The sequence below is a fragment of the Vibrio sp. NH-7 genome, from assembly GCF_053643215.1.
In genome coordinates this window covers 431829-458307 of record NZ_CM132187.1, presented here as the reverse complement: position 1 = coordinate 458307, position 26479 = coordinate 431829, and the positions used below count along the sequence as shown (strand labels likewise).

Here is a 26479-nt window from a genome sequence, read left to right as displayed (position 1 = left end):
ACTGCCAAGGCTTTTTGCTCCTAATCTTCGGTAACGCTAAACAAACTTTCCATACTCAAGCCTTGTTTAATCAAAATCTCTCTTAAACGGCGTAGACCTTCTACTTGAATTTGGCGTACTCGCTCTCGAGTTAAATTGATTTCACGTCCTACTTCTTCAAGTGTCGATGGTTCATAACCCAGCAGACCAAAGCGACGAGCTAATACCTCTTTTTGTTTCGGGTTAAGTTCATCTAACCAATGCACAAGCGAGCTTTTAATATCGTCATCTTGCGTCGATACTTCAGGGTCTGAGTTATTAACGTCTGGAATGATATCCAACAACGCTTTTTCGCCATCCCCACCAATTGGTGTATCAACCGAGCTGATTCGTTCATTGAGACGAAGCATTTTGCTGACATCATCTACCGGCTTATCTAGTTGGGTCGCAATCTCTTCAGCGGTCGGTTCATGGTCTAGCTTTTGAGAAAGTTCGCGCGCGGTACGTAAATAGATGTTCAGCTCTTTCACAACATGGATTGGCAAACGAATCGTGCGAGTCTGGTTCATTAGGGCTCGTTCAATGGTCTGACGAATCCACCAAGTGGCATAGGTAGAAAAACGGAAACCACGCTCAGGATCGAACTTTTCAACAGCTCGAATAAGACCTAGGTTACCTTCTTCAATAAGATCTAAAAGTGCGAGTCCTCGATTGCTGTATCGACGAGAAATTTTCACCACTAAACGCAAGTTACTTTCTATCATGCGCTTTCTTGCAGCCTCATCACCTCTTAAGGCTCTGCGGGCGTACAGCACTTCTTCTTCTGCGGTTAATAGTGGAGAAAAGCCAATTTCCCCCAAATAGAGCTGAGTGGCATCGAGACTTTTTGCTGAAGCGTCAAATTCTTCCTTTCCTTTAGCTTCTTCAGCAGGTGTAGATTTTGTGGATGGTGATTCTTGTTCAGATTCAAACGCCGTAACGTTTTGTTGTCCTACTTCGAATTCTTCGACTTTCGTTGCTGCATTGCTGATACTCATAGCGCCTCCCCCTGGCGAGCTAGCAAGACATTACTACGTCTAATGTCGCTATTTTACCTTGTCAGTAATTTTTACGGTAAGTAGCGTTTTGGGTTCACCGACTTACCTTGATAGCGAATTTCAAAGTGTAATCGAACACTATTTGCTCCAGAACTTCCCATTGTTGCTATTTTCTGGCCTGCTTTTACACTCTGTCCTTCGTGTACTAGCAACCGGTCATTATGTGCATACGCGCTGAGGTAGTTGTCGTTATGTTTTACAATCACAAGATTGCCGTAACCTCGCAATGCGTTGCCTGAATAGACGACGGTGCCACCTGCTGTAGAGACAATCGGCTGACCTCGCTGTCCTGCAATGTCGATGCCTTTATTCCCTTGGTCTCCAGCAGAGAAGTTTTTAATCACTCTCCCTTTTGTTGGCCATAACCATTTGGAAACTTTTGTGTTTTTAGGTTTGTCGTTACTGACTGCCTTATTAACATTTTGTTTACCTGTAGAGTTAACATACTCCTTTGGTTTAGATTGTTCAACCTTCTTTACTGGTTCTTTTTTGGTCGATTTTGGTGCGCTTTGTGAACTGTGTTGCGTAACCTTTTGATTTGAGTTTTTGCTCGAATTTACACTCGGCGTCGCTGGCACTGCCGCAACTGCAACAACTGGAGCGCCTGCGCCTGTACCACCATAGGCTGGCGGGGTATATGCAGGTTTCCATAGCCTGAGTTTCTGACCTGGATATATGGTGTATGGCGCTGTCAACTTGTTGTAAGCAATGATCTCATTTACATCTTTATCTGTGATGTAAGCTATAAAATAGAGCGTATCGCCTTTCTCGACTTCGTAGTAACTGCCTCTATAGCTACCTCGAGAGACTGAATCATAGTCTTTCTTTAATCCTGAAACTGGCGCAGAGGATTGCGCAGCGCACCCGAGGAGCACACTGCAAACACCAATAATGAATGAAAGAGACTTAAGCGACATATCTAGGCGAGATCACCAGCAACCAAAGGAACAAAACGTACAACTTCTATAACTTCTGATGTGAATGAGTCAGCACAGCGCGTTATCTTGAGCAACTGCTGCTCATCGGTTCCAACAGGGATGACCAAAATCCCACCTTCCGACAACTGAGTCAGCAGAGCTTCTGGAACAGATTCTGCCGCCGCGGTAACGATAATCGCATCAAACGGCGCTTTCGCAGCCCAACCTTGCCAACCATCACCATGTTTCGTTGACACATTGTAGATATCCAACTGCTTCAAGCGACGTTTCGCTTCCCATTGTAACGATTTGATTCGCTCAACCGAAAAGACATGGTCGACCAACTGCGCTAAAACCGCGGTTTGATAACCAGAACCCGTCCCCACTTCTAGGACTTTGCTCTTGCGGCTAAGTTCCAGAATTTCAGTCATTTTCGCCACAATATACGGCTGAGAGATAGTTTGCCCTTGCCCAATAGGTAAAGCATTGTTGTCATAGGCTTGATGCATCATCGCTTGAGAAACAAACTGCTCTCGAGGTAAGCGTCTTATCGCTTCTAGTACATCAGAGTTATGAATACCACTTGCTACTAGAAAGTCGATCAATCTATCTGCTTGTGGGTTTGCCATGCTTATTGATCCTTCAACCAGTTTTCCATGCTCATTAGTGATTCATGCGCAGTAAGATCTACCTGCAAAGGTGTGACAGACACAAATCCTTGATCGACCGCGTAAAAATCCGTTCCTTCACCGGCATCTTGCTCTTTTCCAGGAGGACCAAGCCAGTATATATCATGACCTCGAGGGTCTTGCTGCTTAATCATCGCTTCCGCGTGATGTCGAGCACCTAAACGAGTAACAGCGATACCTTTTAATTCATCAAAAGGAAGGTCTGGCACATTAATATTGAGCAGTCGATTGGTCGGGATCGGTTTTGCTAGGTGTTGTTCCACAATATGCCGTGCAATCTTGCCAGCACTTGCGAAGTTCTGCTTACCCACCAATGAGAAAGCAACAGCTTGAACACCGAGAAAATGGCCTTCCATTGCCGCCGCGACGGTACCCGAATAGAGAACATCATCGCCAAGATTTGCGCCATGGTTGATACCGGACAACACCAAGTCCGGCAAATCGTCTTTCATTAGCTCATTCAACGCAAAGTGCACGCAATCGGTCGGCGTTCCCTGAACAGAGAACACACCATCCGCAATTTCATTCACGCGCAGCGGTTGCTCTAACGTCAGTGAATTGGACGCGCCCGAACGATTTCGGTCTGGCGCGACAATCGTCACATCAGCGATATCATTTAAGCTCTCAGCCAAAGCGTGAATGCCTTGGGCATGCACGCCATCGTCATTACTGAGAAGAACTTTCAGTTTTTTCTCACCCATTAGTAAACTCGTTCAACTTCTATCTCATTAACTAACTCACGAACAATGGAAGTCGCAAAACACCCTGCATCCAAAGAGAATTGTAGGGTGACGCAGTCATTTTCCGTTTGCCAAGAGAAATCTTGCGCTTTTAACGATATGGCTCGGCGATCGTGACGCATGCGGTTGCCTCGAATCAGCGCCATAAGATCCGGTTCTGCATCCAAGTGAGGCCGCTCCAATTCAAGAGCCTGAGCTTGCGTTGGAAGTGCGTTGTCACCTGCCATTGCTGCGGTAAGCTCAGCGTTGCCTGCAAGCAATGTACGGTTTACCTCATCAAGAGCATTTTCCTCAACTTGAACCAGAGACGTTGGAGTCTGGACCAAATCGCCGATGATGGCTTGGTTGAAGACGCCTTGCTCAATACGCGCAGAAACAATTCGGTTGAAAATCCACGAGCGCGCTGCAGATAACAACATACTGCGTTTGTTTTGGTTGCGAGTGCGGACGTTTTCTTTGCCCCAGCGTCTTGCTTCTTCAATATTATTGCCTTGGTTACCAAAACGTTGGCTACCAAAATAGTTAGGAACGCCGGTTTGGGCTATCGATTCTAGACGCTTCACAACATCGTCGACATCACTCACTTCCGATAATGTAACCACGAACTGGTTGCCCGCTAACTCCCCCGGACGCAGCTTTTTGTTGTGTCTTGTCGTCTCGAGAATTTCGATACTTGGGTATTGCGCGAGGAAAGCACTGAAGTCTGGCGTGTCGCCTTTAGGTAGATGGATACTTAACCACTGCTCCGTCACGGCATGGCGATCTTTCAACCCAGCCCAGCTTACGTCTTTCGATTTCACGCCGCATGCCTTCGCAAGCTCATTCGCCACAAAACTGGTGTTCTCACCGGTTTTACGAACCCGTACCATGAGGTGCTCACCACTGCCTGTAAACTCATAACCCAGCACTTCGTTAACCTGGAAGTGCTCTGGTTGCGCTTTAATTTTTGCCGTAGCTGTCGGTTTACCATTGAGGTAAGCCAGTGAAGATAAGATATCTGACATAATGTTTTCCATTACACGCCGCCTATTCACTTAAGAATAGACGGCGTGTAACTGAGTTATTTTTTAATAAGTAATACGACCGCTTCTGTCGCGATGCCTTCTTTGCGTCCTGTAAAACCAAGACGCTCCGTAGTGGTGGCTTTTACATTGACGTTACCAATGTCGGTTTCTAAGTCCTGAGCGATCACTTGGCACATTGCTTCAATATGTGGTGCCATTTTCGGCGCTTGAGCCATTATTGTGATATCCGCATTCCCCAGCACGTAGCCTTTTTCTTTCACTCGACGATACACGTCTCGCAGCAAAGCTCGGCTATCTGCGCCCTTCCATTTATCATCAGTATCAGGGAAATGACGACCAATATCCCCTTCCGCAATGGCACCGAGTAGTGCGTCAGAAAGTGCATGCAATGCAACGTCACCGTCTGAGTGAGCGATAAGACCTTGTTCATAAGGAAGTGCTACGCCACCAATAATGACGGGCCCTTCACCACCAAACTTGTGTACGTCAAAGCCATGACCAATTCGAATCATACGTTATCCTTTATTTCGCGTTAGATAAAACTCTGCAAGTGCCAAATCTTCTGGTTGGGTTATTTTTATATTATCGGCACTCCCCTTCACTAGCGCAGGAGATTCTCCTAACCATTCCAGTGCTGAGGCTTCGTCAGTAATCGCTACTCCTTCAGATAAAGCTGAAGTGAGGGCATGAGTCAATTGCTCAGTTTTAAACATTTGTGGAGTTAAAGCATGCCACAAAGCTTCTCTTTCTACAGTGTGTTCAATGGATTGCTGAGCATTCGCTCGTTTCATCGTATCTCTCACTGGCGCGGCAAGTATCGCGCCGCAACCATGATGGAGTGACTGTTCTATGAGTTGATCAATATCCGTCAAGCTGACACAAGGGCGCGCCGCATCGTGCACCATCACCCATGTTGAAAGCCGGTGCTCACAGACATAGTTCAAACCAGACAGTACCGAGTCTGCCCGCTCTTTCCCTCCCGCGACGGTAATCACGTCTTGTCGCTGGCTAAGCGCCAATTTCGGGTAGTATGGGTCACCCTCACTAATGGAGACAATAACGCGGGTAATCAAAGGGTGAGACAGAAGCTTTTCAACAGTATGTTCTAATACGGTTTTGCCATGAATCGTGAGATACTGCTTAGGGCGGTCAGCTTGCATTCGGCTACCGACGCCAGCGGCAGGGACGATGGCAACCATGGCCGTAGGGGCGAGATCGGACACTTAGTCATCCTCTCCTATAATACGATAGAAAGTCTCCCCTTCTTTAATCATGCCCAGTTCATGTCGAGCACGCTCTTCAATGGCATCTAAACCTTGGCGCAAGTCGTCGATTTCAGCAAACATTTCATTGTTGCGAGTCTGCAAGTTTCCGTTCACTTGATGTTGAACTTCAATGTCGGCGTTCACCAGTTGGAAATCAGAAATGCCATTCTTACCAAACCACAGTTCGAATTGCAGCCAGCCTAAAATGATAAGAAGTGTGAGTGCAAAAATTCGCATAAACAATGATTCAAAGAAGAGGGATAAAGAAAGACCACATATATACCACAATGTCACACGGTGCGCGAGATTGGGCGATGTGGTCCTTATTGAATTGAGATTTGGGCTCTACACTACGACATCATTAAAAAGCCGAACAAGCCAACGCCTAGAATCAATCGATAAATGACAAACGGTGTCATCCCCATACGAGAAATCAGCTTCAAGAAGAAATGAATACATAGGTACGCACTAACAAATGAGGTGATGATCCCCGTCATCAAGAAACCAAAATGAATCGGCTCTCCGCTCGTTACCAGTTTTAAACCTAAGTAACCACCCGCGAGTAAGATGATTGGAATCGACATTAAAAACGAGAACCGTGCGGCTGCTTCACGGGTAAAACCAAGATACAGCGCGGCAGTAATCGTTGCTCCAGAGCGTGACGTCCCTGGGATAAGCGCCATTGCTTGCGCTAAACCGACAAACAACGCTTTCTTCCAATCTGCTTGATATTCATCCGCGACAAGTTTCGCGTTTCTATCGACGTACCAAAGCAGCAGACCAAAAATGATGGTCGTCGTCGCTATCACCCAAGCACTGCGTAAATACAGTTCAATGAAATCTTTTAGGAACAAACCCAGTAAACAGGCTGGGATAGTTGCGATAACAATCATCCACGCAAACTTGGCTTCTTTGCTTCGGTCACCTTTAAAGATAGAGCCAAAAAACGCGCCCAGTAACGTCACGACTTCTTTACGGAAGTAGATCATAACAGCGGCCAAGGTACCCACATGTACCGCAACATCGAACGCAAGCCCTTGGTCTTCCCAACCCAACACTGCCGAAGGCAAGATAAGGTGGGCAGAGCTAGAAATAGGCAAAAACTCAGTCAGGCCTTGAATCAACGCGAGTAAGAAGGCTTCAATATAACTCATTAGAATCTCTTAAAATTTGTGGTTAAACCATAGAGGAACCGGCACCAGTGCTGTGTCAAACGTCGACTGTTGCCAAATTTGTTTGATGCTTCGACCATCTTGGGGAACCACTCGTGCGGGGCATAGCTCGACAAGGGGCTTAAGGACAAAAGCATACTTAAATATGTCGCTACGAGGTAGCTCAGGTTGAGCGTCAGACACCACATCACCAAATAAAATGATATCGAGATCCAACGTGCGCGGTTCATATTTTGCCGCGTTTTCAGCTCGGCCCCATTTGAGCTCAATTTGGCGAAGTTGTCGCGAGAATTCCGCCAAATCTAACGTTGTTTTCATTTCTACGACAAGGTTGTAAAACGGATGGCTTTCAAAGTCGACGGCTTCGCATTCAAAAATGGTCGAGAGACGCAGTTCACTGCCTAACGCGCTAAGCTCATCAATAGCAGCTTGAATGTGCTTACGTCTTTCAATATTAGAGCCAATGCCAACGTAAGCCGTTATCATGCAGCGCCTCGCTCGATGATAACACCCACACCTTTTGCTTGAGGGACGGCACCTGGCTTGGTTAAACGAACTTTAATCCACGGCACGTTAAATCGGGTCATGATTAAGTCGGCAATCTCTTCTGCTACTCGCTCAACTAAAAGGAATCGCCCGCCTTCTATGTGGGCTAATACAGCGCCGCTCACCTCGGCATAATCCAAAGCATCGACCACATCGTCACTTTTCCCTGCCGGGCGATTGTCGTGAGCCATCTCGATATCAAGCACCAATTTTTGCTTTATTTCTTGTTCCCAATCGTAAACACCAATTGTGGTAATTACTTCTAGCTGCTCGATAAATACCTTATCCATGCGTTTTTCCTTTAGAGGTCGGATACCCAATTTTGACAAAAAGAATTACTATTCCTGTGCCCAAACCATTATTGTTGAGGTTGGCAAGGTCGATATAATATCAATTAGTTGCCTGACAAACACCTCAAAAGACGAGTTAACTTGATATGACACCACTAGCACTTGTTATGATCATCATTGCCTACTTATTAGGCTCGATATCGAGTGCCGTTTTGATCTGCCGAATGCTTCGTCTTCCTGATCCTCGTAAAATGGGCTCCAACAATCCTGGAGCGACAAATGTATTGCGCATCGGGGGGAAAAAAGCCGCCGCAGCAGTTCTGCTTTGTGACATGTTAAAGGGAACCATTCCTGTCTGGAGTGGTTTTTTCTTGGGTATCGACCCTGTGATTTTAGGTGTCATTGCGATTGCGGCTTGTTTAGGTCACATGTACCCGCTTTTCTTTCATTTTAAAGGTGGAAAAGGGGTTGCGACAGCGCTCGGAGCTATCGCGCCAATAGGTTTAGATTTTACCGCTATGGTAATCGCCACTTGGTTAGCGGTCGCACTGGTTTTTCGCTACTCGTCGCTCGCGGCCATTGTCACCGTGTTACTCGCTCCTCTCTACACTTGGATGATTAAGCCCCAATACACCTTACCCGTGGCGATGTTGTGTTGTCTGATTGTATTTAGACATCACCAAAACATCCGTCGGTTGCTAGATGGTGCCGAACCCAAAATTGGCGAGAAGAAACAAGAATTAAATAAGGCCTCGCAATGAGGCCTTATTGATTTGATACTGTTCGCTATTTGGCATGCTTATCTAAAAAGACCTTAAGCATATCCGTGACAAACTCCGCTTGTTCTAGGTTGGAGATATGACCGGCTTGTGGTATTTCAACCAATTGCGACCCTGAGATAGTGTCATGCATAAGGTATGACTCAAGCACTGGTCTAGGTATATCTTCTTGCCCCACAGCCACTAATACTGGCAACGCAAACTTCTCGATATCTTCCATCTGGTCTCGGCGACCAAATACCATTCGGCCCACTCGAGCGGTTTCGACCGCAGCTTCACCCGTTAAACCCGTCAGCTTAGAACGAAACAGACGTACTAACTCAGGATTATCTTGCTCAACATTACGGGCAAAAAACAGCGGAGTGACGGCTTCAACAATCGGTTCTGGAATCATTTTCGCAGTGCTAATCGCATCTAACATACCAAAGTACTTAGCGTGCGTAACTTCAGGCTCTAAACCTACAAAGGTATCCATTAATACCAAAGACGTCACACGTGATGGCACAAGTGAAACCACTTCACAGCCCCACATGCCACCAACCGACAGTCCCACAAGAGAAAACTGCTCTACATCCAGATGATCCATCAGAGCGACAATTTGCTTCGCGTAATCGCCGAGTGAACGAGTCTGCTCTGGTGCGGCATCCGATTCACCGTGAGCCCAAAGCTCGGGCACAATACAACGGTAATGTTGACTCAGCGCTTCGACTTGAGGGGCCCACATGGCACTATCCCAAAGGTAGCTGTGACCAAAAACAACAACAGGGCCAGTGCCCACATCCAGATACGCCATTTCTCGGCCATCTATCGAAAATCTTTCCATGGTGTTATCCACTACTATTTTTATTCAGCCCGAGCTTACCATCAGTAATTCTATTAACAGCTCGGAACACTTAGACTGTCAAAAAACAAAAAGGCCGCCATAATGAGCGACCTTATTGATTGTTAGAGATCGTTAGTTGATCGGATCTAATTGATCAATGGGCCAACGAGGCTTGGCTTGTACAGAAAGATCCGCGACTTCACCGTTTTTCAAACGCTGCATGCCTGCGTAAGCGATCATGGCACCATTGTCGGTGCAGAATTCTGTACGAGGATAATAAACTTCCCCACCAATTTTCTTGGCCAACTGCTCTAAATCTGCACGTAAGCGACGGTTTGCACTCACGCCACCCGCGATAACAATACGTTTAAAGCCCGTTTGCTCTAATGCGCGCTTACACTTAATGGTTAGCGTCGCACACACCGCTTCTTCAAACGCAAGAGCAATATCGGCTCGAGTTTGCTCATCATCACCATTGGCAGCGATAGTATTGGCAGTGAACGTCTTCAAACCAGAAAAGCTCATATCAAGTCCAGGACGATCTGTCATTGGACGAGGAAACTTAAATCGGCCTGGCGTGCCTTTTTCAGCCAGTTTAGAAAGGAGCGGTCCACCAGGGTAATCCAAACCCATTAGTTTCGCCGTTTTATCAAACGCTTCACCCGCCGCATCATCAATTGACTCACCTAGGATGGTGTATTCGCCAATCCCTTTCACTTCCACCATCATCGAGTGCCCACCAGAAACAAGCACCGCGACAAATGGGAATGGCGGAGGGTTGTCTTCTAGCATTGGCGCCAGCAAATGACCTTCCATATGATGAACAGGAACGGCCGGAATATCCCATGCATACGCAATACTACGACCGATCGTGGCACCAACGAGCAGAGCACCGACTAGACCCGGGCCAGCTGTATAAGCGATACCATCAATATCCTTCGGTGTAAGATTGGCCTCTGCCATCGCCGCTTTAATCAGAGGAATGGTCTTCTTAACGTGGTCACGAGAAGCCAACTCAGGCACCACACCGCCATAGTCTGCGTGCAGTTTTACCTGGCTATATAGTTGATGGGAAAGCAATCCTTTCTCATCATCATAAATTGCAATACCTGTCTCATCACAAGAGGTTTCGATACCGATAATACGCATGGGTTACCTAGGATGTATTTGTCTAAAATTCAAAATTGGCGCAATATTACCGCGCCTTTGGCTTGCAAACAAATTTTGTGCAAACTGTACTCAACAAAACGCTTTACAAAGGCTATGTGATCGGATTAAAATTCCGCACCATTTTTGATCAAGCTGGTTTGAGACCGAACATCAGTGTTTGGCTCACTAACGTTCCAGCATTAACGAATTAACCCCTGAGGTGAAAGGCATATGCCAGTAGTTAAAGTACGTGAAAACGAACCGTTCGACGTTGCTCTACGTCGTTTCAAACGCTCTTGCGAAAAAGCAGGTATCCTTTCTGAAGTGCGTCGTCGTGAGCACTACGAAAAACCAACTACAGTTCGCAAACGCGCTAAAGCAGCAGCTCAAAAGCGTCACGCTAAGAAGCTAGCTCGCGAAAACGCTCGTCGCGTTCGCCTGTACTAATAACTAAGTCCTAAAGGATTATAGTTATGGCTCTTATTGACACGCTCAAAGAAGAGCAAAAATTAGCGATGAAAGCCAAGGACAAATTGCGCCTTGGCACTATCCGTTTAGCTCTGTCTGCTATTAAGCAACGTGAAGTCGACGAACAGATTACTCTGAATGACGACGACATTCTTGCTGTGCTGACAAAAATGGTTAAACAACGTCGCGACTCTGTTACGCAATTTGAAGCTGCTGGTCGTCAAGATTTAGCAGATGCTGAGAAAGCTGAAATTACCGTACTTGAGGACTTTATGCCTCAACCGCTGACTGAAGATGAAGTCGCTGCACTAGTCGAAAGTGCAATTGCTGAGTCAGGTGCTGCGGGCATGCAAGACATGGGTAAAGTAATGGGTGTTCTTAAGCCACAAATTCAAGGGCGTGCAGACATGGGTAAAGTAAGTGGTTTAGTTCGCGCTAAGCTGGCTTAATTACCCAACCCAAATTGCAGCAAGCCGTGCTATCCTCTGGAACGCACGGCTTGTTTGTATCTAGCCCTTTTCCATGGTTATCGCGTTTTTCTAAGGTTTTATGGCAGGACACATCCCTCGCAGCTTTATTGATGATCTACTTGCTCGACTTGATATTGTCGACATCATTGACGCACGAGTAAAACTTAAGAAAAAAGGCAAAAACTACAGTGCCTGTTGCCCATTCCACAACGAGAAAACCCCGTCGTTCAGCGTAAGCCAAGAGAAACAGTTTTATCACTGTTTTGGTTGTGGCGTGCACGGCAATGCCATCGATTTTTTGATGGAATATGAACGCCTAGAGTTTGTTGAAGCGATTGAAGAACTCGCTTCATTTCTTGGTTTAGATGTTCCAAGAGAGCAGCGCCAAGGTGGCGGTTTTCAGTCCAATCAGCCCCAAGCGAGTACAGCACAAAAACGTACTCTTTATGATCTTATGGGCAGTATTGCTCAGTTCTATCGCGATCAACTTAAGCAATCATCAAGTAAGATCGCCATCGAATACCTAAAAGATCGTGGCCTATCTGGCGAGATCGTCCAAAAATTCGGTATCGGTTACGTGGCTGACGAATGGGATCTGGTCCGTAAGAATTTTGGACAACAGCGACAAACACAGGAAATGCTCGTTTCTGGCGGTATGTTGATCGAAAACGACAAGGGCAATCGCTATGATCGTTTTCGTGGTCGAGTCATGTTCCCCATTCGAGATCGACGTGGTCGAGTGATCGGTTTTGGTGGCCGAGTAATTGGTGATGGCACGCCAAAGTACTTAAACTCACCAGAAACCCCTATTTTCCATAAAGGCAAAGAGCTCTACGGCCTATATGAAGTGATGCAGGTCCATCGCGAGCCAAGTCAGATCTTGGTGGTTGAAGGCTATATGGATGTGGTTGCTTTGGCCCAATATGGGGTGGACTACTCGGTCGCATCACTGGGCACATCAACAACGGGCGATCATATTCAGCTGCTATTCCGGCAAACGAACACTGTGGTGTGTTGTTACGATGGTGACCGAGCGGGGAAAGAAGCGGCATGGCGCGCGCTGGAAAATGCTCTTCAGTATTTGAAAACAGGCAATACGCTCAAGTTCCTATTTTTACCCGATGGTGAAGATCCGGACAGCTATGTAAGAAAGTTTGGTAAACAAGCTTTCGAGCAACAAATAGAACAGGCAACACCGCTCTCTAGCTACCTATTTGACAACTTAATCGAGATCCACCGATTAAACTTAGGAACCAATGAGGGTAAATCAGCGTTGAGGGCTCACGCCAGCGCACTGATCGATAAGATCCCAGACCCGTATTTCCAAGAGTTACTAGAAAAATTACTCGATGAGCGCACCGGTTTTGACAACCGACTTCGTCAACCTCGTAAAAAACAAGTAGAAAGTCGACCTCAGCCTCACAAAGAGATCAAGCGCACACCAATGCGCGAAGTGATCGCTTTGCTTATCCAAAATCCGAGCTATGCTCAAATGGTACCTGATCTCTCAACTGTGAGAGAGTTAACAGTACCAGGGCTAAGTTTATTTGTGGAGGTGCTTGAATATTGTCACTCGCATCCCAATATAACAACGGGCCAGTTGATAGAACATTGGCGCAACAGCAGCCATGAGGCTCTACTGTCTCGTCTCGCAGGGTGGGAAATCCCCCTCGACGATGACAACGAACAAGATATATTTTTAGACTCATTGGACAAAATTCTTGCCCAGTGCGTTGAAAAACAAATTGAAAACCTGCAGGCCAAAGAAAGAAGTGTCGGTTTATCAACCGAAGAAAGAAGGGAGCTGCTAGCGCTCATGCTAGATTTAAAAGCGTAACCCTGTTCGAATAGTCAGCAATCAATTAATTTGTTATTATGTGTGGTTTGCAACTCGCATACTAATTCCTTCACCAGATACTAAGTTGGATACCGTCTATGGATCAAAATCCGCAGTCACAGCTAAAGCAACTTGTCATTAAAGGCAAGGAACAAGGCTATCTGACCTACGCAGAAGTAAACGACCACCTACCAGCAGAAATCGTAGATTCTGAGCAGGTAGAAGATATCATTCAGATGATCAATGACATGGGTATCCGTGTTGTTGAGACCGCGCCTGATGCGGATGATCTTGCGCTGAATGACGATGAAACCATCACCGATGAAGATGCAGCAGAAGCTGCAGCAGCGGCACTTTCAAGCGTTGAAAACGAGATTGGCCGCACTACAGACCCAGTACGTATGTACATGCGTGAAATGGGTACTGTGGAGCTTCTTACTCGTGAAGGTGAGATCGATATCGCGAAGCGCATTGAAGATGGTATTAACCAAGTTCAAAACGCTGTCGCAGAATATCCTGGCACTATCCCGTACATTCTCGAGCAGTTTGACAAAGTTCAGGCAGAAGAACTTCGTCTGACTGACCTGATCACAGGCTTCGTTGACCCAGATGCCGATGAAACCGCAGCCCCTACTGCAACGCACATCGGTTCTGAGCTCGCCGAATCTGATCTCGAAGATGAAGACGCTGAAGATGCGGATGAAGAAGACGAAGAGTCTGAAGACGAAGAGTCCGAAGAAGAAGATACAGGCATCGACCCTGAATTTGCTCTAGAGAAATTCACAGCACTTCGTAATACGTTCCAAAATTACCAACTTGCGTGCAACGAGTACGGCAGTGAAAGCCCGAAAGCAACCGTTGCTCACGAAATGGTCATTGACGTATTCAAAGAATTCCGTCTAACACCAAAGCAGTTTGACTACCTTGTTGACGAACTACGCACCTCAATGGAACGTGTACGCACTCAAGAACGTCTAATCATGAAGGCTTCGGTTGAATACGGCAAAATGCCTAAAAAATCGTTCATTGCCCTATTTAGTGGCAACGAATCAAGTGACGCTTGGTTAGATGAAATTCTTGCATCAGACAAGCCGTACGCAGATAAAATCCGTCGTAGCGAAGACGACATTCGTCGCTCAATCGCTAAGCTGAAGATCATTGAAGAAGAGACGTCACTGACAGTTCAAAACATCAAAGATATCAGCCGTCGTATGTCGATTGGTGAAGCGAAAGCTCGCCGCGCGAAGAAAGAGATGGTAGAAGCGAACTTGCGTCTTGTAATCTCTATCGCGAAGAAATACACCAACCGTGGCTTGCAGTTCTTGGATCTAATCCAAGAAGGTAACATCGGTCTGATGAAAGCGGTTGATAAGTTTGAATACCGTCGTGGTTACAAGTTCTCAACTTACGCAACGTGGTGGATCCGTCAGGCAATCACACGCTCGATTGCAGACCAAGCACGTACGATTCGTATTCCGGTACACATGATCGAAACGATCAACAAGCTAAACCGTATCTCTCGTCAAATGCTACAAGAGATGGGGCGTGAACCGCTACCGGAAGAATTGGCTGAGCGCATGCAAATGCCAGAAGACAAGATCCGTAAAGTACTGAAGATCGCGAAAGAGCCAATCTCAATGGAGACACCAATCGGTGACGACGAAGATTCGCATCTAGGTGATTTCATCGAAGATACAACGCTTGAGCTACCACTAGACTCTGCGACTGCAGGCAGCCTAAAAGTAGCGACTAAAGACGTTCTTGCTGGCCTTACTCCGCGTGAAGCGAAAGTTCTTCGTATGCGTTTCGGTATTGATATGAATACTGACCACACTCTTGAAGAAGTGGGCAAGCAGTTTGACGTTACACGTGAACGTATCCGTCAGATCGAAGCGAAAGCACTACGTAAACTTCGTCACCCTAGCCGCTCAGAAACTCTGCGCAGCTTCCTAGACGAATAATTGCGGAACAAACCGTTAATGATTAAAAGGTGAGCAATAGCTCACCTTTTTTGTATTGAACCGATTTAAGTGAATAAAAACTAAGCGCATTTAGCCACCCCACTGGCTAGACAGCGAGATCGGCTTCCCCTATAATCATTGCCCTATACGGCCCCTTAGCTCAGTGGTTAGAGCAGTCGACTCATAATCGATTGGTCCGCAGTTCAAGTCTGCGAGGGGCCACCACTTTTTTGTGGTAAAGAATTAGAAAGCCTGATGAAGAAATTCATCAGGCTTTTTTTGTGAATAACGATCTACCCTCACATTCCCACATACCATAAAGTGTATTCGCGCTCTCTGTGCTAATTACATTACTAATGAGTCAACAACAGTATCTACACTGATTTGTACCTATTAAACAAATACATAACGATACAAGCATCACAATCAACCACCCAATCATGTGCTCATTCAATTCGTTTTATATATGATTCAAGCCATAAACAACAACGTCATATAATAAAAAGGATTCACATCATGCATCAGGGAAGATCGGTATTACTTCCTCTATCGGCGATTCTGTTATTGGCTGGGTGTGGCGGAGGTGGAGGTAGTGATTCATCAGAAGCTTCGAACGTTATTAACAATGCAACTCGCTATTCACTATCAGAGCTTGAGACTGCATCAAAAACACTGGCGAACAAAAGCTATGTAGGTCGCACATCCACAGCTAACTTGGAACTGACGTCTGCCCAAAAAGCGTTCAATATTAGCTTTGATGACTCATTGCCCGATCTAGCAGCGGTTCTAGTTAGGGAGGCAAAATCCAATGTAGAGAACAATCTTAGCAATGGTAAATACCCTTGCGGTTTTAGTGGGTATGTAACATACAATCAAGGGACCTCGGAGAGTTCATCTGAAGTCGCTTCAATCACATATGAAGCGTGTAAAGCTAACCATTCTTCGTCAGAGATTAATGGTACAACCGTTATATCTGCAAACAACTTCAGTACGCACTCGAACGAATATTCGATCTTTTTTGACAAACTAAGCTCTACTTCTGAACAAGTAACATTCCTTATTTCCGGGATGATATCAAGCACGGGCGATAGCAACCAATCCGGATATAATATCACTCAGTTTGTCACCGTTTCAGTCAATGGAGAGCAATATAAGCTTGAGAGTGAACACCTCTATGCTCCAAACACGACTAACCCAGACTACTCTGCTCGTAGCAATGTGTTTATTGACTCCATTGGGAAACTCTCTCTAGCCTATGACGGTGATCACTTCTACCCACTCGCCTCGTCAAATGACTCTGTAACAATTTCAGCTGACAAAAATGGATTGCTCACCTATTACCGTGGAGCCATTCGATACGCTGAAGATAACAACAAAGATGGAAATTACGAAAAAGGGGTCTGGTTAAGTGATCTTGAAGTGTTTACAACCAGCACACTCAACGAGTATCAATTAGTTGAACTGGACCAATTAACAATACCTCCTTCAGCTAATCCTCCGAAAATGTATGCGTCTTATGTCGATACAACAACGCCTATTGAGGTTCAGCCAGGCCATTACTCAGATTTAGATACACCAACTGAAGATCTCGTGGTCAGCTATCGCTGGTACATAAACGATAAAATAGTCCCTGACGTAAGCGGTAATGTTTTCCCTGCGTATAAGGCTGTGTTCAAAGATACACTCGAAGTTTCAATGGTGGTTTTTGATGGAAGTAACTATGCCGAATCTGAACGATTAAGTATCAATATAGAAGACGCTCCTGCACAAGCAAAGATAGAAAACTTACCTGACACCGTGAACGCTGGCGACTACATTGAGTTCAATGCTGTTATTTACGATCCTGATCTTCAACACACATCAGGGGTCAGCGCTTCCCTTATCTCCGGACCAGATGGCGTAAGTGTTGGTGAAAATGGCACGATGACTTGGCAAGTCCCTAGTAACCCTCTTTTCCATACTCAGAACTATACCTTTACGTTTTCCTCACCTTCTACCGGAAGCACGGTGTTTTCCGAGCAGGTTGAAGTTCATTCGGCTGATGTGGCAGTGCTGGCACGGTCAGGCATAGAAGTCCCTAAAATCAACCATTCGATGGCTATCGCTGACTTTGACAACGATGGAAAAAACGAAATTCTTTCCACAGATGGCCACAGTCGAGTGTTTTTGCTGAAACATACTGAGAACGGCTATCAGCAATCATGGATGTATCCATATTCATTTGGTCAAGATGAAAGTGTGGTTCAAGTTTTAGGAAGCGATGTTGATAATGATGGCTCCAAAGATATTTTGGTGGTGACATCTCATCACATCTGGTCCATTTCCGATCTCAATGCGTTACCGAAACCATTGCTCACAACCGAAAATGTTATTCAAAGTGCATTCGTGGGTGACATAGATAACGATGACATAGATGAGTTGGTCTATCTCAGCCTAGGAAGCAATCAAACGATTACTGTTGTTGAGTATAATAGACCTCTCACACCAACGTTTATTTTTGATGTCCACTCAGTCAAAGATATCGCTTTTGGCAACATTGATACTGATCCTCAATCCGAGCTAGTAACGAATACCGGTCTAGTCTATGACCTATCTACAGGCCTCAATGAGTGGTATTTAGGCATGGGTTTTGGTGATCATTACGTACAAGTCGCTGACATAAACAATGACCACATTGAGGAAATTATTGGTGCCGATCTTTGGGGTAGCATTTATGTCTACTCAGCAACTGACAAGACACAGCTCGCCACACTAGATCGATTCAATACATGTGACTTAAGTTCGGCCTCTTTCCCTAATGAAAAGAAATCAGCGCTTTTGGTTGGAGACTGTCAGCGGGGAAACGTCACTGCGTTTAGCCTAGAAAACAACTATCTAGTAGAGCTATGGACAGTTTCGGCTCAGGGACACGGGTCCGTATCCCTAATTCCAGGTGATGCAGACAACGATGGCCAACAAGAACTAATCTGGGGTACTGGTATAACAAGTTCTGGAGAGGATAGTCTAATTACTGCTGATATCACTTACTCCTCCATTAGCGTAAATAAAGGATTAACTACTCACCAGTTTGACAGTTTTAGTGCTGCGGGCTGGGCCAACATGCTGCAAAACGACGAAAGGGCAGTATTTTTCGTACCTCAAACAGGAAGTGGCTATGACGGTTCAAAAGTAGTAACAATGACACTTGATGGCGAAATTGACGCAAGCGATGAAATCTCTTCCAATTGGGACAGTTCGAGGATTGCAGTCACCGCCGACTTTAACCAAGATGGCGCGGGAGATATATTTATCCCAACCTCAGAGACTTACGATGGTTCGTTTGGAGTTATGCAATTGCACGACTCAACTATCCAGTATGAAATTACTGGTGACTACGACAATGATATTCATGTAATCAAGGCATTCGATGTCAACGAGGATGGGTATGAAGATGCGGTTTATCTCGACTCAAACACATTGAAAGCGGTCGATATACAGAATCAACGCTTACTCGCTACTTTTACTGCGACGTCTAGAATCAAAGACTTTGACATAGTTAATGTGGATGGCAAAATTTTTATCGCCCTGTTTAACTCGTCATATAGCTTTAACCAAACCTCGCTGCTTGAGTATGAAGGCTCTAGGTTCAAAGTCATATCAAGTAACGGAACTGCATGCCAACGCCTAGCCTTTATTAATGCAGATAAAGACAGCAACAAAGAATTGGCTTGCTATAACGATAACGTGAGAAGTTTACACCTTTTCAATGTCTCGAGTACAAACCTTGTAGAAGTGAGCAAAACGACACTGGATTACCAGATCGTCGATATGATTGTGAACCCTATGAGTAACGATCAACAGACTCTCTTAGTTACAATACCGAATAGTTCAAACCATTACACGTCCACTAATGATGACTTGGTGATGAAAAGTATTACAAGTGACGGTAACAGTATATGGTCTAGCCCTCCGCTAGTCGGCTCCCCTCAAAGCCACTCTATGCATGCTCGTCGCTCGTTTCACGGTGAACTTGAGGTGTTGCTTGCAACAAACCAAGCAATGTATTGGCTAGGTAGAGAAACCGTTCATTAAAGAACTGTTCTTTTCAAACAAAGGGGGTAGCTGCGTATTGGCGGCTGCCCCTTTCTTTACTACTCCAGTTTAGTAACATAACGTGCCCCCCTAAAGGGGACAAATCAATACTCAATGAAAGCCAATGACTTAATACAAGCCTTCCATCGGGTCCCTTTCTGGGTAACGCTCAATAATCGATTTCAACTGATGCTGATGATTTCTCAAGGCATCGACACAGCGAGCATCGAGCTTGTTCATAGCGACCATTTTTTCGAGCTCTAACAACGCATAAGGCACAGAACAGCCTTGCTTGTATGGTTTATGTGTGGTCATCGCATCGAAGATGTTCGCAACACAAACGATGCGAGCGCCCAGAGGAATCTCATCAGCTTGTAATTGTCGTGGATAACCGCTGCCATCTAAGAACTCGTAATGGTAAGAAATCACGTCATGCAACAGTATTGCGCTTGGGTGGTCAAGCGCATTTAACTCAGCAATGAGCTGCTCAACGATCTCTTCACCAAAAATAATATGTTGACGCAATTGGTTCACCTCATCTTGGGTGAGAACCTGCTGTTTGCAGAGTAATTCAGGCGATAGTCGAATTTTGCCAATGTCATGATATTGAGCAAACAGAGTAAGGTGCTCAACAAACTCGTCATCCACGTCATAGTGGTCCGCCAGTGCCAACGCGATCATGTTGGTATAGGCGGCTACCCGTTGCTTGTGGCTAAAAGACTCCCTTTGATAAACAGGAGAGCGTGCAATCAATTTACTCAATTTCTCCACCAATAAATGGACGAGTTGGTACTCAGAGAAAATAGCGACTTCCAGCATTTTCAGATAAGGCTTGAGTGCCTTTATGTCGCTCGGAGTAAAAGCTTCAGGGTAGTGAGAATTAAGAAACAAGAATCCGCAAAACCTCTGCTCAGCGAAAATAGGCATCGCCACAGAAGAGTGAAAACCCTCCCCCAACAAGGCTCTAACGTGCGGAGAAGGATGAAGGTCACTAAGCTCAGATAGATAGGCTTCGGTGCGGCTCTCTAAACACGATTTGAGGTAAGGTAAAGTGCTCAGAGGTGCTTCGTAATGCGCCATACGCAGAGAAAGTGACGAACTATCAGCGTAACTTCTGAGTAAATGATCTCGACTGTCATAAAGGGCGAAGCAGACTTTAGCTAGCTTGGGTTGGTGAACTTTCATTCGCTTTTGGATCTCAGATAATTGATGACTGAGACCACATTGGTATGCCTCTAATGCTCCTATGTTCGTTGTTAACACTTCCATCTCGAATCACACCCTTACATCCTTTTTGATAAGTGTAGATGTGATTACTAAAGTCGTAGCCAGAAAATTCCACTTTAATGACAATTTAAACACTAAATTGATCTGGAGCAGATTCTCTTCACGTGAAGCGCTCTACGACTTATTTTGCACATCCGATAAGATTAGGCTTACAAGCACGAAAAGGGGCGCAAATTAGCGCCCCATGATGTGTTCAGATTGAAAAACAGTTACGGTGTTAAAACCCTTTCGACTTTTTGATTAGATCGTATGCGTTTTGAATCTCTTGCGCCTTTTCCTTGGCGACATTCATCATCTCTGGGGGCAGACCCTTTGCCATCAATTTATCAGGGTGGTGTTCATTCATCAGTTTTCGATACGCTCGCTTCACTGCTTTGGCATCGGCGCTGCTATCGACACCCAATAGCTTGTAGGCGTCGCTAAGTTGGTCTGCGCTTGATGTTTGTTGCCAAGCACCACCAGAGTGTTGAGATTGCCCGCTACTTTGGCCACCAAATCCGCCACGCTGAAAACGAAACGCAGCTTCTTGCATCTTCAAACGCTGCTCAAGTTGATCGGCAGAAAATCCAAGCCCGCGCGCAACCTTGTGGAGCACACTGCGCTCACTAGGGTGAATATCACCATCAGCAAAGGCCGCTGAAATCTGTAACTCTAGGAAAAACTGCATCAAATCAAAACGTCCACCAGCAGAAATTCTGACTCGTTCAAGCACAGTTTCTAGAGGAAAATCACTCTCCTTGCCTTCACGAAACGCTTCCTGAGCGGCTTTTCTCTGAGCGCCGTGCAAGTTCATTCTATCCATCATGGCTGTCGCGAGTTGAATCTCTTCTCGAGTAACCTGACCTTTGGCCTTCGCAACATGCCCCATGACAGCAAATGCCGCTTTAAAGAATTCCTCTTGTCGCTCTGCTTGGCTAGGTCCATTGCCAAAGCTACTACTAAAGCCAGCCTGTCTTAATCGGCGTGCTTTATCAAACTGGTGGCCAATGAATAGTCCGAATAGCGCACCAAATACGCCACCGAATAAAAAGCCAAAAAACGAACCTAAAATTTTGCCGAAAATATGCATTATGTGCTCTCAATCTCTGAATTTTTTCACCGTTCCGCGGTCTGATAGTGCTGTTAGCCACAAATTCCTTTATCATAAGGACCGTTTATTTTACATTCGGTCGTTTATAGATGGCGAACACCAATCCTCCATTTACAGAGGTTCGTCAACGCAGCCTCCGGATATATCAAGTTAAACAGGATAGTAAAACTCGATGCCACGTTCTTCCCGCACCTTGTTAGCCGCTTCAATCAGCGCTGCTCTTTTTGTGCCTCAAACTCAAGCAGAAGCTATGGTAGACGATAGTGTGCAGGAACTGCCCGCTATAGATCAATGTTTGATCAACGTCCCAGAGCCAGAAAACCCAAATCAGCAACCCGTCACTGTTGAAGCTGACCGCTTAGAAGCAATCAATGGCGATAAGGCAACTTATCAAGGCGATGTTGTTGTTGTGCAGGGCAACAAGCGTTTTGAAGCTGATCAAGTCACTCTGCACCAAAGCGAAAACATCATTGTTGCAGAGGGTAACGTCGAGTTTAGTGACGGAACAGTCAAGTCAACGTCAGACAGAGTGACCAATAGTCTATCGTCGGAAAACATCACGCTTGAAAACACCCAATATAAGTTTCTATGCGAACCGGGCCGTGGTAACGCAGCCTACATCGCTCGCACTGGTAAAGCGGTTTACGAGATAGACGATGGAAGCATTACCTCTTGTCCAGAAGGCGACAACGCTTGGACGATGAAAGCATCAGGTATTGAAGTCGACCAAAATGAAGAAGTGGCCACTTTCTATCATCCGCGTTTCGAAGTGCTGGACGTGCCTGTTTTCTACGTGCCTTATCTTACTGTTCCTATCGGTGACACTCGTAAGACCGGTTTTCTATACCCCACAGCGTCTTATGGTTCGAGTGATGGTCTAGAAGTTGAAGTTCCATTTTATTGGAATATTGCACCGAACTACGATCTTGAGACCACCATCAAGCACATGCAACTGCGCGGCACGCAACTGAACAGCAAATTCCGATATCTCACTACCTTCGGTGAAGGTGAGATAGACGCCGAATATTTGCCTAGTGATCGCAAATTTGAAGAGAAAGGTGATCGCTGGGGTTTCCAATATAAGCATGAAGGCATCTACGAGCAGGCTTGGAAATTTAACATCGATTACTCACAAGTCAGTGATGTTGACTACTTTACCGATGTTGATTCAAGTATTGGTAGCCGAGAAGATGGCCAACTCGTCCAAGAAGGACAAGTTCAGTACCGCGCGCATAATTGGGATGCAACACTCCTCACTCGTGATTTCCAAGTACTAACCGAAAGTGACAACCTGCCTTATCATATTTTGCCGCAGTTGAAACTTAACTACTACGCGCCAGAATTACTACGCTATTTAGATTTCGATGTCATTAGCCACATCACGCGTTTTGACACAGAGGCAAAAGGTAAGCCCTCTGCAACACGCGTTCATATTGAGCCGGGCCTAACGGTACCGCTCGGTACAACTTGGGGTTCATGGGTGACAGAAGCGCGCTTACTCAGCACCTACTATCAACAAGACCTCAATGGAGTGGTGGACAGCGAACTAGAAGAGCAAGTTAATCGAATCATGCCAGAAGTGCGCTCGCTCGCTGGTGTTGTTCTAGAGCGCGATACCGTGGTAATGGACGATTACACTCAAACGCTCGAACCTCAGATTCAGTATCTGTATATTCCAGAAGTCGAACAAAATAACATCGCCAACTACGATACGACCTTGCTTCAAACCGACTATTACGGCTTGTTCCGTAGCCGCAAATACAGTGGTGTCGATAAAATCCAAGGTGCCAATCAGTTTAGCTACGGTGCGAGCTCGCGTTTTTACGATAGTGACTATAAAGAGCGCCTGAGTGTCTCCTTCGGTCAAATAATTTATCTAGACAGAACCAATCGCCTTGATAGCACCGCAGAAAAACCATCAAATTACTCCGCGTGGGCGGTTGAAATGGATTTCAACTATGGCGATTACTTGTTCTACCACGGTGGTATTCAGTACGATGTTGACTCAAGCGAGGTTCAGCTAGGAAACAGCACGTTAGAATATCGTTTCGATAAAGGTTACCTACAAGGTAACTATCGTTACGTTACCCGTAGCTACATCGAAAATACCTTAGGAGATAGCCTAGGTGACCTCGATGCAATTACTGAAGACGGCATTTCGCAAGGTGGATTACTGGCCAGTTATCAATTGACTCGCCACTGGGATACCAGCTTGCAGTACTTTTATGATTTTACCACTGAGCAAACCATTGAATGGCTAGGCCGTATTAACTACACCTCGGATTGTTGGTATGTAGGTTTCTCATACAGCAACCAACTGCGTAACTGGAAACCTGATTTCAACAGTTACCCGAATTCAGAGCCTAAATATGAAAGCAACTTCAGTGTTAACTTCGGCATTATAGGCTTTGGTACCAACCTAGGTGGTGGTTCAGGAAGCAGTGATAACTCATTGGGCTACGGTCGCCCATTCTTCTTAAACAACTAATTTGACCGCTTGCTGTCTAACAAGCAAGCGATGAATGGATAGGACTACAAATGAAATTTTGGAAAAAGTCGTTGTTAGCACTGTTTGCGGCAAGCCAGTTTACCTTGGCATACGCTCAGCCAGTCGCACTTGATAAAATTAATGTCATTGTAAACAGCGGAGTCATTCTTGAGAGTGATATTGACACTTCAATTAAAACTCTAAAGGCTAATGCACGCAAAAATGGTCAAGGCTTACCAGAGCAAGAGGTTCTACGTCAGCAAGTGACCGAGAAGCTGATTATTGACACTCTACAGCAGCAAGAAGCAGAGCGAATCGGTGTGCGTATCGATGACAGTCGACTCAATCAGGCCATCGAAGAGATCGCTAAAAATAACAACCAAACCATTGAGCAATTGAGCGACTCCATTGCCGCTGAAGGCCTAGAGTACTCTGAGTTTCGCGAGCAAGTGCGTAAGGAAATCGCAGCCACTGAGGCACGCAATGCCTTAGTTCGTCGTCGCATCAATATCTTACCGGCAGAAGTGGATAACTTAGCCAACATCTTAGCCCAAGAGACCAACGCAACTGTTCAGTACAAAATCAGTCATATTCAACTGCGTGTCAACGATGGCGACGATGCATCAGCGCTAGAAAAACAAGCCAAGGATATTGTCGCTAAACTCAAAGAGGGTGCCGACTTCGCAACTATGGCTTACACCTACTCTAAAGGTCCAAAAGCACTTCAAGGTGGTGATTGGGGCTGGATGCTCAAAGAAGAGATGCCAACCATCTTCGCGGACAACATCAACTTAGAAAACAAGGGCAGCGTTATTGGCCCGTTTCGAAGCGGTGTTGGCTTCCATATTCTAAAAATTGATGACGTAAAGGGTCTTGAAACCGTCGCCGTTACAGAAGTGAATGCACGCCATATTCTGATTCGACCAACCGTTATTCTGAGTGATGAAGGCGTTCAAAAAGAGTTAAATGAGATTATTGAGCGTATCCAGGCTGGTGAAGCGACCTTTGGTGAGTTGGCTCGTCAATATAGCCAAGACCCAGGTTCTGCTGCGCAAAATGGTGAGTTAGGCTATCAAACGTCTGATCTTTATGTGCCTGAGTTTAAGCACCAAGTGGATACGCTGCCAGAAGGTCAAATCAGTGAACCTTTCAAAACCGTACATGGCTGGCACATTGTCGAAGTACTTGACCGCCGTCAGGTAGATCGCACCGATTCTGCGATGAAGAACAAAGCTTACCGCATTTTGTTTAACCGTAAGTTCAATGAAGAAGCAAGCGCTTGGCTTCAAGAGCTAAGAGCGAGTGCCTTTGTTGAAATTCTTGAGGACGACGAAGATGACAGTTAAGCGCATCATCGTAACTGCAGGAGAGCCCGCTGGAATCGGCCCCGATCTCGTATTGGCACTGTCTAAAGAGAGTTGGGCCCATCAAATTGTCGTCTGCGCTGACAAGCAGTTGCTCCAGCAGCGAGCGCAGCAACTTGGAATTGACGTTGAACTACTGGATTATCAAATGGATAGTCCAGTAACCGCTCAGCAAGCTGGCTCTCTCATTGTCGATCATATTGCGCTCGATAGCCCAGCGGTTGCTGGGGAACTCAACGAGGCGAACGGACATTATGTATTAAAAACACTGGAAAGAGCCGCTTTGGGCTGTATGAGTGGTGAGTTTGATGCTATTGTCACCGGCCCTGTGCACAAAGGAGTCATCAATAGAGCGGGAGTCGCCTTCAGCGGCCATACTGAATTTTTCGCAGAGAAATCCAACACCCCTCTGGTGGTGATGATGTTGGCTACAGAAGGACTGCGTGTAGCGTTGGTCACAACCCATATACCGCTTGCGTATGTCTCGAAAGCGGTCACCGCAGAGCGCTTGGAAAGCATCATTAACATTCTTCATACTGATTTGGTTGAGAAGTTTGCGATTCCATCGCCTAAGATCTACGTATGTGGCCTAAATCCACATGCCGGTGAAGATGGTTGTCTCGGCAATGAAGAGATAGAGACCATCACACCAACACTTGAAATGCTGCGTCAACGCGATGGCCTTGACTTAGTCGGCCCACTTCCGGCAGATACTATCTTCAACGAGAAGTACCTTGAGGAAGCCGATGCAGTGTTAGGGATGTATCACGATCAGGTACTTCCTGTACTAAAATACAAAGGCTTTGGTCGCTCAGTGAACATTACTTTGGGCCTACCTTTTATCAGGACCTCCGTTGATCACGGCACTGCATTAGACTTGGCAGGTTCAGGCAATGCAGACACAGGAAGCTTTAGAACTGCACTCGCTCATGCGATTGAGCTAGTCGAAAAGAAAACCAGTTAACTTGAGAA

General features: G+C 45.8%; 24 protein-coding genes and 1 tRNA gene. 10 read left to right on the top strand and 15 right to left on the bottom strand.

What is annotated here, in order from left to right; all coding sequences use genetic code 11:
• Window positions 1-20 precede the first annotated feature (20 nt).
• From rpoS to folB, 11 genes are all read right to left on the bottom strand, one after another.
• The gene (gene rpoS / locus ACUALS_RS02385) at window positions 21-1016 is read right to left on the bottom strand and encodes an RNA polymerase sigma factor RpoS (RefSeq protein WP_269979253.1); all 996 of its coding nucleotides are present in this window, start codon (window positions 1014-1016) and stop codon (window positions 21-23) included.
• Window positions 1017-1087: 71 nt separating this feature from the next.
• Entirely contained in the window at window positions 1088-1993 is a 906-nt protein-coding gene (gene nlpD / locus ACUALS_RS02380) for a murein hydrolase activator NlpD (protein ID WP_454448778.1), read from the bottom strand.
• Window positions 1994-1995: 2 nt separating this feature from the next.
• A complete protein-coding gene (locus ACUALS_RS02375; RefSeq protein WP_038137661.1) occupies window positions 1996-2622 on the bottom strand; it encodes a protein-L-isoaspartate(D-aspartate) O-methyltransferase in 627 nt (208 codons plus the stop codon).
• A 2-nt stretch (window positions 2623-2624) separates the two neighbouring features.
• Complete coding sequence (gene surE, locus ACUALS_RS02370; protein WP_005476467.1) at window positions 2625-3383, bottom strand: 5'/3'-nucleotidase SurE; 759 nt, start codon at window positions 3381-3383, stop codon at window positions 2625-2627.
• Window positions 3383-4426 (bottom strand): tRNA pseudouridine(13) synthase TruD, encoded by a 1044-nt coding sequence (gene truD / locus ACUALS_RS02365; protein WP_454448777.1) that lies wholly within the window; start codon window positions 4424-4426, stop codon window positions 3383-3385. The genes surE and truD overlap by 1 nt, the downstream gene beginning before the upstream one ends.
• Window positions 4427-4482: 56 nt before the next feature.
• On the bottom strand, window positions 4483-4959 hold the full coding sequence (ispF, locus tag ACUALS_RS02360; protein ID WP_005476471.1) for a 2-C-methyl-D-erythritol 2,4-cyclodiphosphate synthase: 477 nt from the start codon (window positions 4957-4959) through the stop codon (window positions 4483-4485).
• A gap of 3 nt (window positions 4960-4962) precedes the next feature.
• A complete protein-coding gene (ispD, locus tag ACUALS_RS02355; protein ID WP_454449213.1) occupies window positions 4963-5646 on the bottom strand; it encodes a 2-C-methyl-D-erythritol 4-phosphate cytidylyltransferase in 684 nt (227 codons plus the stop codon).
• 24 nt (window positions 5647-5670) lie between these two features.
• Complete coding sequence (gene ftsB, locus ACUALS_RS02350) at window positions 5671-5949, bottom strand: cell division protein FtsB (protein ID WP_038137671.1); 279 nt, start codon at window positions 5947-5949, stop codon at window positions 5671-5673.
• A gap of 113 nt (window positions 5950-6062) precedes the next feature.
• On the bottom strand, window positions 6063-6866 hold the full coding sequence (locus tag ACUALS_RS02345) for an undecaprenyl-diphosphate phosphatase (RefSeq protein ID WP_038137674.1): 804 nt from the start codon (window positions 6864-6866) through the stop codon (window positions 6063-6065).
• A 9-nt stretch (window positions 6867-6875) separates the two neighbouring features.
• A complete protein-coding gene (gene folK, locus ACUALS_RS02340; RefSeq protein WP_038191336.1) occupies window positions 6876-7370 on the bottom strand; it encodes a 2-amino-4-hydroxy-6-hydroxymethyldihydropteridine diphosphokinase in 495 nt (164 codons plus the stop codon).
• A complete protein-coding gene (folB, locus tag ACUALS_RS02335; RefSeq protein WP_454448776.1) occupies window positions 7367-7720 on the bottom strand; it encodes a bifunctional dihydroneopterin aldolase/7,8-dihydroneopterin epimerase in 354 nt (117 codons plus the stop codon). The genes folK and folB overlap by 4 nt, the downstream gene beginning before the upstream one ends.
• A gap of 146 nt (window positions 7721-7866) precedes the next feature.
• On the opposite strand from folB, the gene plsY reads away from it, so the two are divergent.
• On the top strand, window positions 7867-8481 hold the full coding sequence (gene plsY / locus ACUALS_RS02330; protein WP_454448775.1) for a glycerol-3-phosphate 1-O-acyltransferase PlsY: 615 nt from the start codon (window positions 7867-7869) through the stop codon (window positions 8479-8481).
• Window positions 8482-8506: 25 nt separating this feature from the next.
• Here plsY and ACUALS_RS02325 read toward each other — a convergent pair whose 3' ends face one another.
• Together ACUALS_RS02325 and tsaD are read right to left on the bottom strand one after the other, a co-directional pair.
• A complete protein-coding gene (locus tag ACUALS_RS02325; protein ID WP_039479054.1) occupies window positions 8507-9322 on the bottom strand; it encodes an alpha/beta fold hydrolase in 816 nt (271 codons plus the stop codon).
• Window positions 9323-9454: 132 nt separating this feature from the next.
• Complete coding sequence (gene tsaD, locus ACUALS_RS02320; protein ID WP_038137685.1) at window positions 9455-10471, bottom strand: tRNA (adenosine(37)-N6)-threonylcarbamoyltransferase complex transferase subunit TsaD; 1017 nt, start codon at window positions 10469-10471, stop codon at window positions 9455-9457.
• Window positions 10472-10702: 231 nt separating this feature from the next.
• Between tsaD and rpsU the strand changes: the two genes are divergently transcribed.
• The 6 genes from rpsU to ACUALS_RS02290 all read left to right on the top strand — a co-directional run bounded on the left by rpsU (window position 10703) and on the right by ACUALS_RS02290 (window position 19278).
• Window positions 10703-10918, top strand: a complete 216-nt coding sequence (gene rpsU, locus ACUALS_RS02315; RefSeq protein ID WP_001145625.1) for a 30S ribosomal protein S21 — start codon at window positions 10703-10705, stop codon at window positions 10916-10918.
• A gap of 26 nt (window positions 10919-10944) precedes the next feature.
• Window positions 10945-11388, top strand: coding sequence for a GatB/YqeY domain-containing protein (locus ACUALS_RS02310; protein ID WP_038137687.1), 444 nt, complete (start codon window positions 10945-10947; stop codon window positions 11386-11388).
• A gap of 100 nt (window positions 11389-11488) precedes the next feature.
• Window positions 11489-13246, top strand: a complete 1758-nt coding sequence (dnaG, locus tag ACUALS_RS02305; protein WP_454448774.1) for a DNA primase — start codon at window positions 11489-11491, stop codon at window positions 13244-13246.
• Between the two features lie 98 nt (window positions 13247-13344).
• On the top strand, window positions 13345-15207 hold the full coding sequence (gene rpoD / locus ACUALS_RS02300; RefSeq protein WP_005476849.1) for an RNA polymerase sigma factor RpoD: 1863 nt from the start codon (window positions 13345-13347) through the stop codon (window positions 15205-15207).
• Window positions 15208-15356: 149 nt separating this feature from the next.
• Window positions 15357-15432, top strand: a tRNA-Ile gene (locus ACUALS_RS02295).
• Between the two features lie 291 nt (window positions 15433-15723).
• Window positions 15724-19278, top strand: coding sequence for an FG-GAP repeat domain-containing protein (locus ACUALS_RS02290; protein WP_454448773.1), 3555 nt, complete (start codon window positions 15724-15726; stop codon window positions 19276-19278).
• A gap of 129 nt (window positions 19279-19407) precedes the next feature.
• Here ACUALS_RS02290 and ACUALS_RS02285 read toward each other — a convergent pair whose 3' ends face one another.
• Together ACUALS_RS02285 and djlA are read right to left on the bottom strand one after the other, a co-directional pair.
• On the bottom strand, window positions 19408-20547 hold the full coding sequence (locus ACUALS_RS02285; protein WP_454448772.1) for an HD domain-containing phosphohydrolase: 1140 nt from the start codon (window positions 20545-20547) through the stop codon (window positions 19408-19410).
• A 235-nt stretch (window positions 20548-20782) separates the two neighbouring features.
• Complete coding sequence (djlA, locus tag ACUALS_RS02280; protein ID WP_334475118.1) at window positions 20783-21634, bottom strand: co-chaperone DjlA; 852 nt, start codon at window positions 21632-21634, stop codon at window positions 20783-20785.
• Window positions 21635-21827: 193 nt separating this feature from the next.
• Here djlA and lptD point away from each other — a divergent pair, with 193 nt between their 5' ends.
• The 3 genes from lptD to pdxA are packed head-to-tail and all read left to right on the top strand — an operon-like array spanning window position 21828 to window position 26471.
• Entirely contained in the window at window positions 21828-24143 is a 2316-nt protein-coding gene (gene lptD / locus ACUALS_RS02275; RefSeq protein WP_454448771.1) for an LPS assembly protein LptD, read from the top strand.
• Window positions 24144-24193: 50 nt separating this feature from the next.
• Window positions 24194-25489: a peptidylprolyl isomerase SurA gene (gene surA / locus ACUALS_RS02270; RefSeq protein WP_454448770.1), complete on the top strand. Its 1296-nt coding sequence runs from the start codon at window positions 24194-24196 to the stop codon at window positions 25487-25489.
• The gene (gene pdxA, locus ACUALS_RS02265) at window positions 25479-26471 is read left to right on the top strand and encodes a 4-hydroxythreonine-4-phosphate dehydrogenase PdxA (RefSeq protein WP_005476883.1); all 993 of its coding nucleotides are present in this window, start codon (window positions 25479-25481) and stop codon (window positions 26469-26471) included. Before surA ends, pdxA begins: the two co-directional genes overlap by 11 nt.
• Window positions 26472-26479: the final 8 nt, after the last annotated feature.

Bases quoted from the DNA above. Each gene is read 5' to 3' on its own strand.
- rpoS (WP_269979253.1), bottom strand. From the start codon at position 1,016: ATGAGTATCAGCAATGCAGCAACGAAAGTCGAAGAATTCGAAGTAGGA.
- nlpD (WP_454448778.1), bottom strand. From the start codon at position 1,993: ATGTCGCTTAAGTCTCTTTCATTCATTATTGGTGTTTGCAGTGTGCTC.
- ACUALS_RS02375 (WP_038137661.1), bottom strand. From the start codon at position 2,622: ATGGCAAACCCACAAGCAGATAGATTGATCGACTTTCTAGTAGCAAGT.
- surE (WP_005476467.1), bottom strand. From the start codon at position 3,383: ATGGGTGAGAAAAAACTGAAAGTTCTTCTCAGTAATGACGATGGCGTG.
- truD (WP_454448777.1), bottom strand. From the start codon at position 4,426: ATGTCAGATATCTTATCTTCACTGGCTTACCTCAATGGTAAACCGACA.
- ispF (WP_005476471.1), bottom strand. From the start codon at position 4,959: ATGATTCGAATTGGTCATGGCTTTGACGTACACAAGTTTGGTGGTGAA.
- ispD (WP_454449213.1), bottom strand. From the start codon at position 5,646: ATGGTTGCCATCGTCCCTGCCGCTGGCGTCGGTAGCCGAATGCAAGCT.
- ftsB (WP_038137671.1), bottom strand. From the start codon at position 5,949: ATGCGAATTTTTGCACTCACACTTCTTATCATTTTAGGCTGGCTGCAA.
- ACUALS_RS02345 (WP_038137674.1), bottom strand. From the start codon at position 6,866: ATGAGTTATATTGAAGCCTTCTTACTCGCGTTGATTCAAGGCCTGACT.
- folK (WP_038191336.1), bottom strand. From the start codon at position 7,370: ATGATAACGGCTTACGTTGGCATTGGCTCTAATATTGAAAGACGTAAG.
- folB (WP_454448776.1), bottom strand. From the start codon at position 7,720: ATGGATAAGGTATTTATCGAGCAGCTAGAAGTAATTACCACAATTGGT.
- plsY (WP_454448775.1), top strand. From the start codon at position 7,867: ATGACACCACTAGCACTTGTTATGATCATCATTGCCTACTTATTAGGC.
- ACUALS_RS02325 (WP_039479054.1), bottom strand. From the start codon at position 9,322: ATGGAAAGATTTTCGATAGATGGCCGAGAAATGGCGTATCTGGATGTG.
- tsaD (WP_038137685.1), bottom strand. From the start codon at position 10,471: ATGCGTATTATCGGTATCGAAACCTCTTGTGATGAGACAGGTATTGCA.
- rpsU (WP_001145625.1), top strand. From the start codon at position 10,703: ATGCCAGTAGTTAAAGTACGTGAAAACGAACCGTTCGACGTTGCTCTA.
- ACUALS_RS02310 (WP_038137687.1), top strand. From the start codon at position 10,945: ATGGCTCTTATTGACACGCTCAAAGAAGAGCAAAAATTAGCGATGAAA.
- dnaG (WP_454448774.1), top strand. From the start codon at position 11,489: ATGGCAGGACACATCCCTCGCAGCTTTATTGATGATCTACTTGCTCGA.
- rpoD (WP_005476849.1), top strand. From the start codon at position 13,345: ATGGATCAAAATCCGCAGTCACAGCTAAAGCAACTTGTCATTAAAGGC.
- ACUALS_RS02290 (WP_454448773.1), top strand. From the start codon at position 15,724: ATGCATCAGGGAAGATCGGTATTACTTCCTCTATCGGCGATTCTGTTA.
- ACUALS_RS02285 (WP_454448772.1), bottom strand. From the start codon at position 20,547: ATGGAAGTGTTAACAACGAACATAGGAGCATTAGAGGCATACCAATGT.
- djlA (WP_334475118.1), bottom strand. From the start codon at position 21,634: ATGCATATTTTCGGCAAAATTTTAGGTTCGTTTTTTGGCTTTTTATTC.
- lptD (WP_454448771.1), top strand. From the start codon at position 21,828: ATGCCACGTTCTTCCCGCACCTTGTTAGCCGCTTCAATCAGCGCTGCT.
- surA (WP_454448770.1), top strand. From the start codon at position 24,194: ATGAAATTTTGGAAAAAGTCGTTGTTAGCACTGTTTGCGGCAAGCCAG.
- pdxA (WP_005476883.1), top strand. From the start codon at position 25,479: ATGACAGTTAAGCGCATCATCGTAACTGCAGGAGAGCCCGCTGGAATC.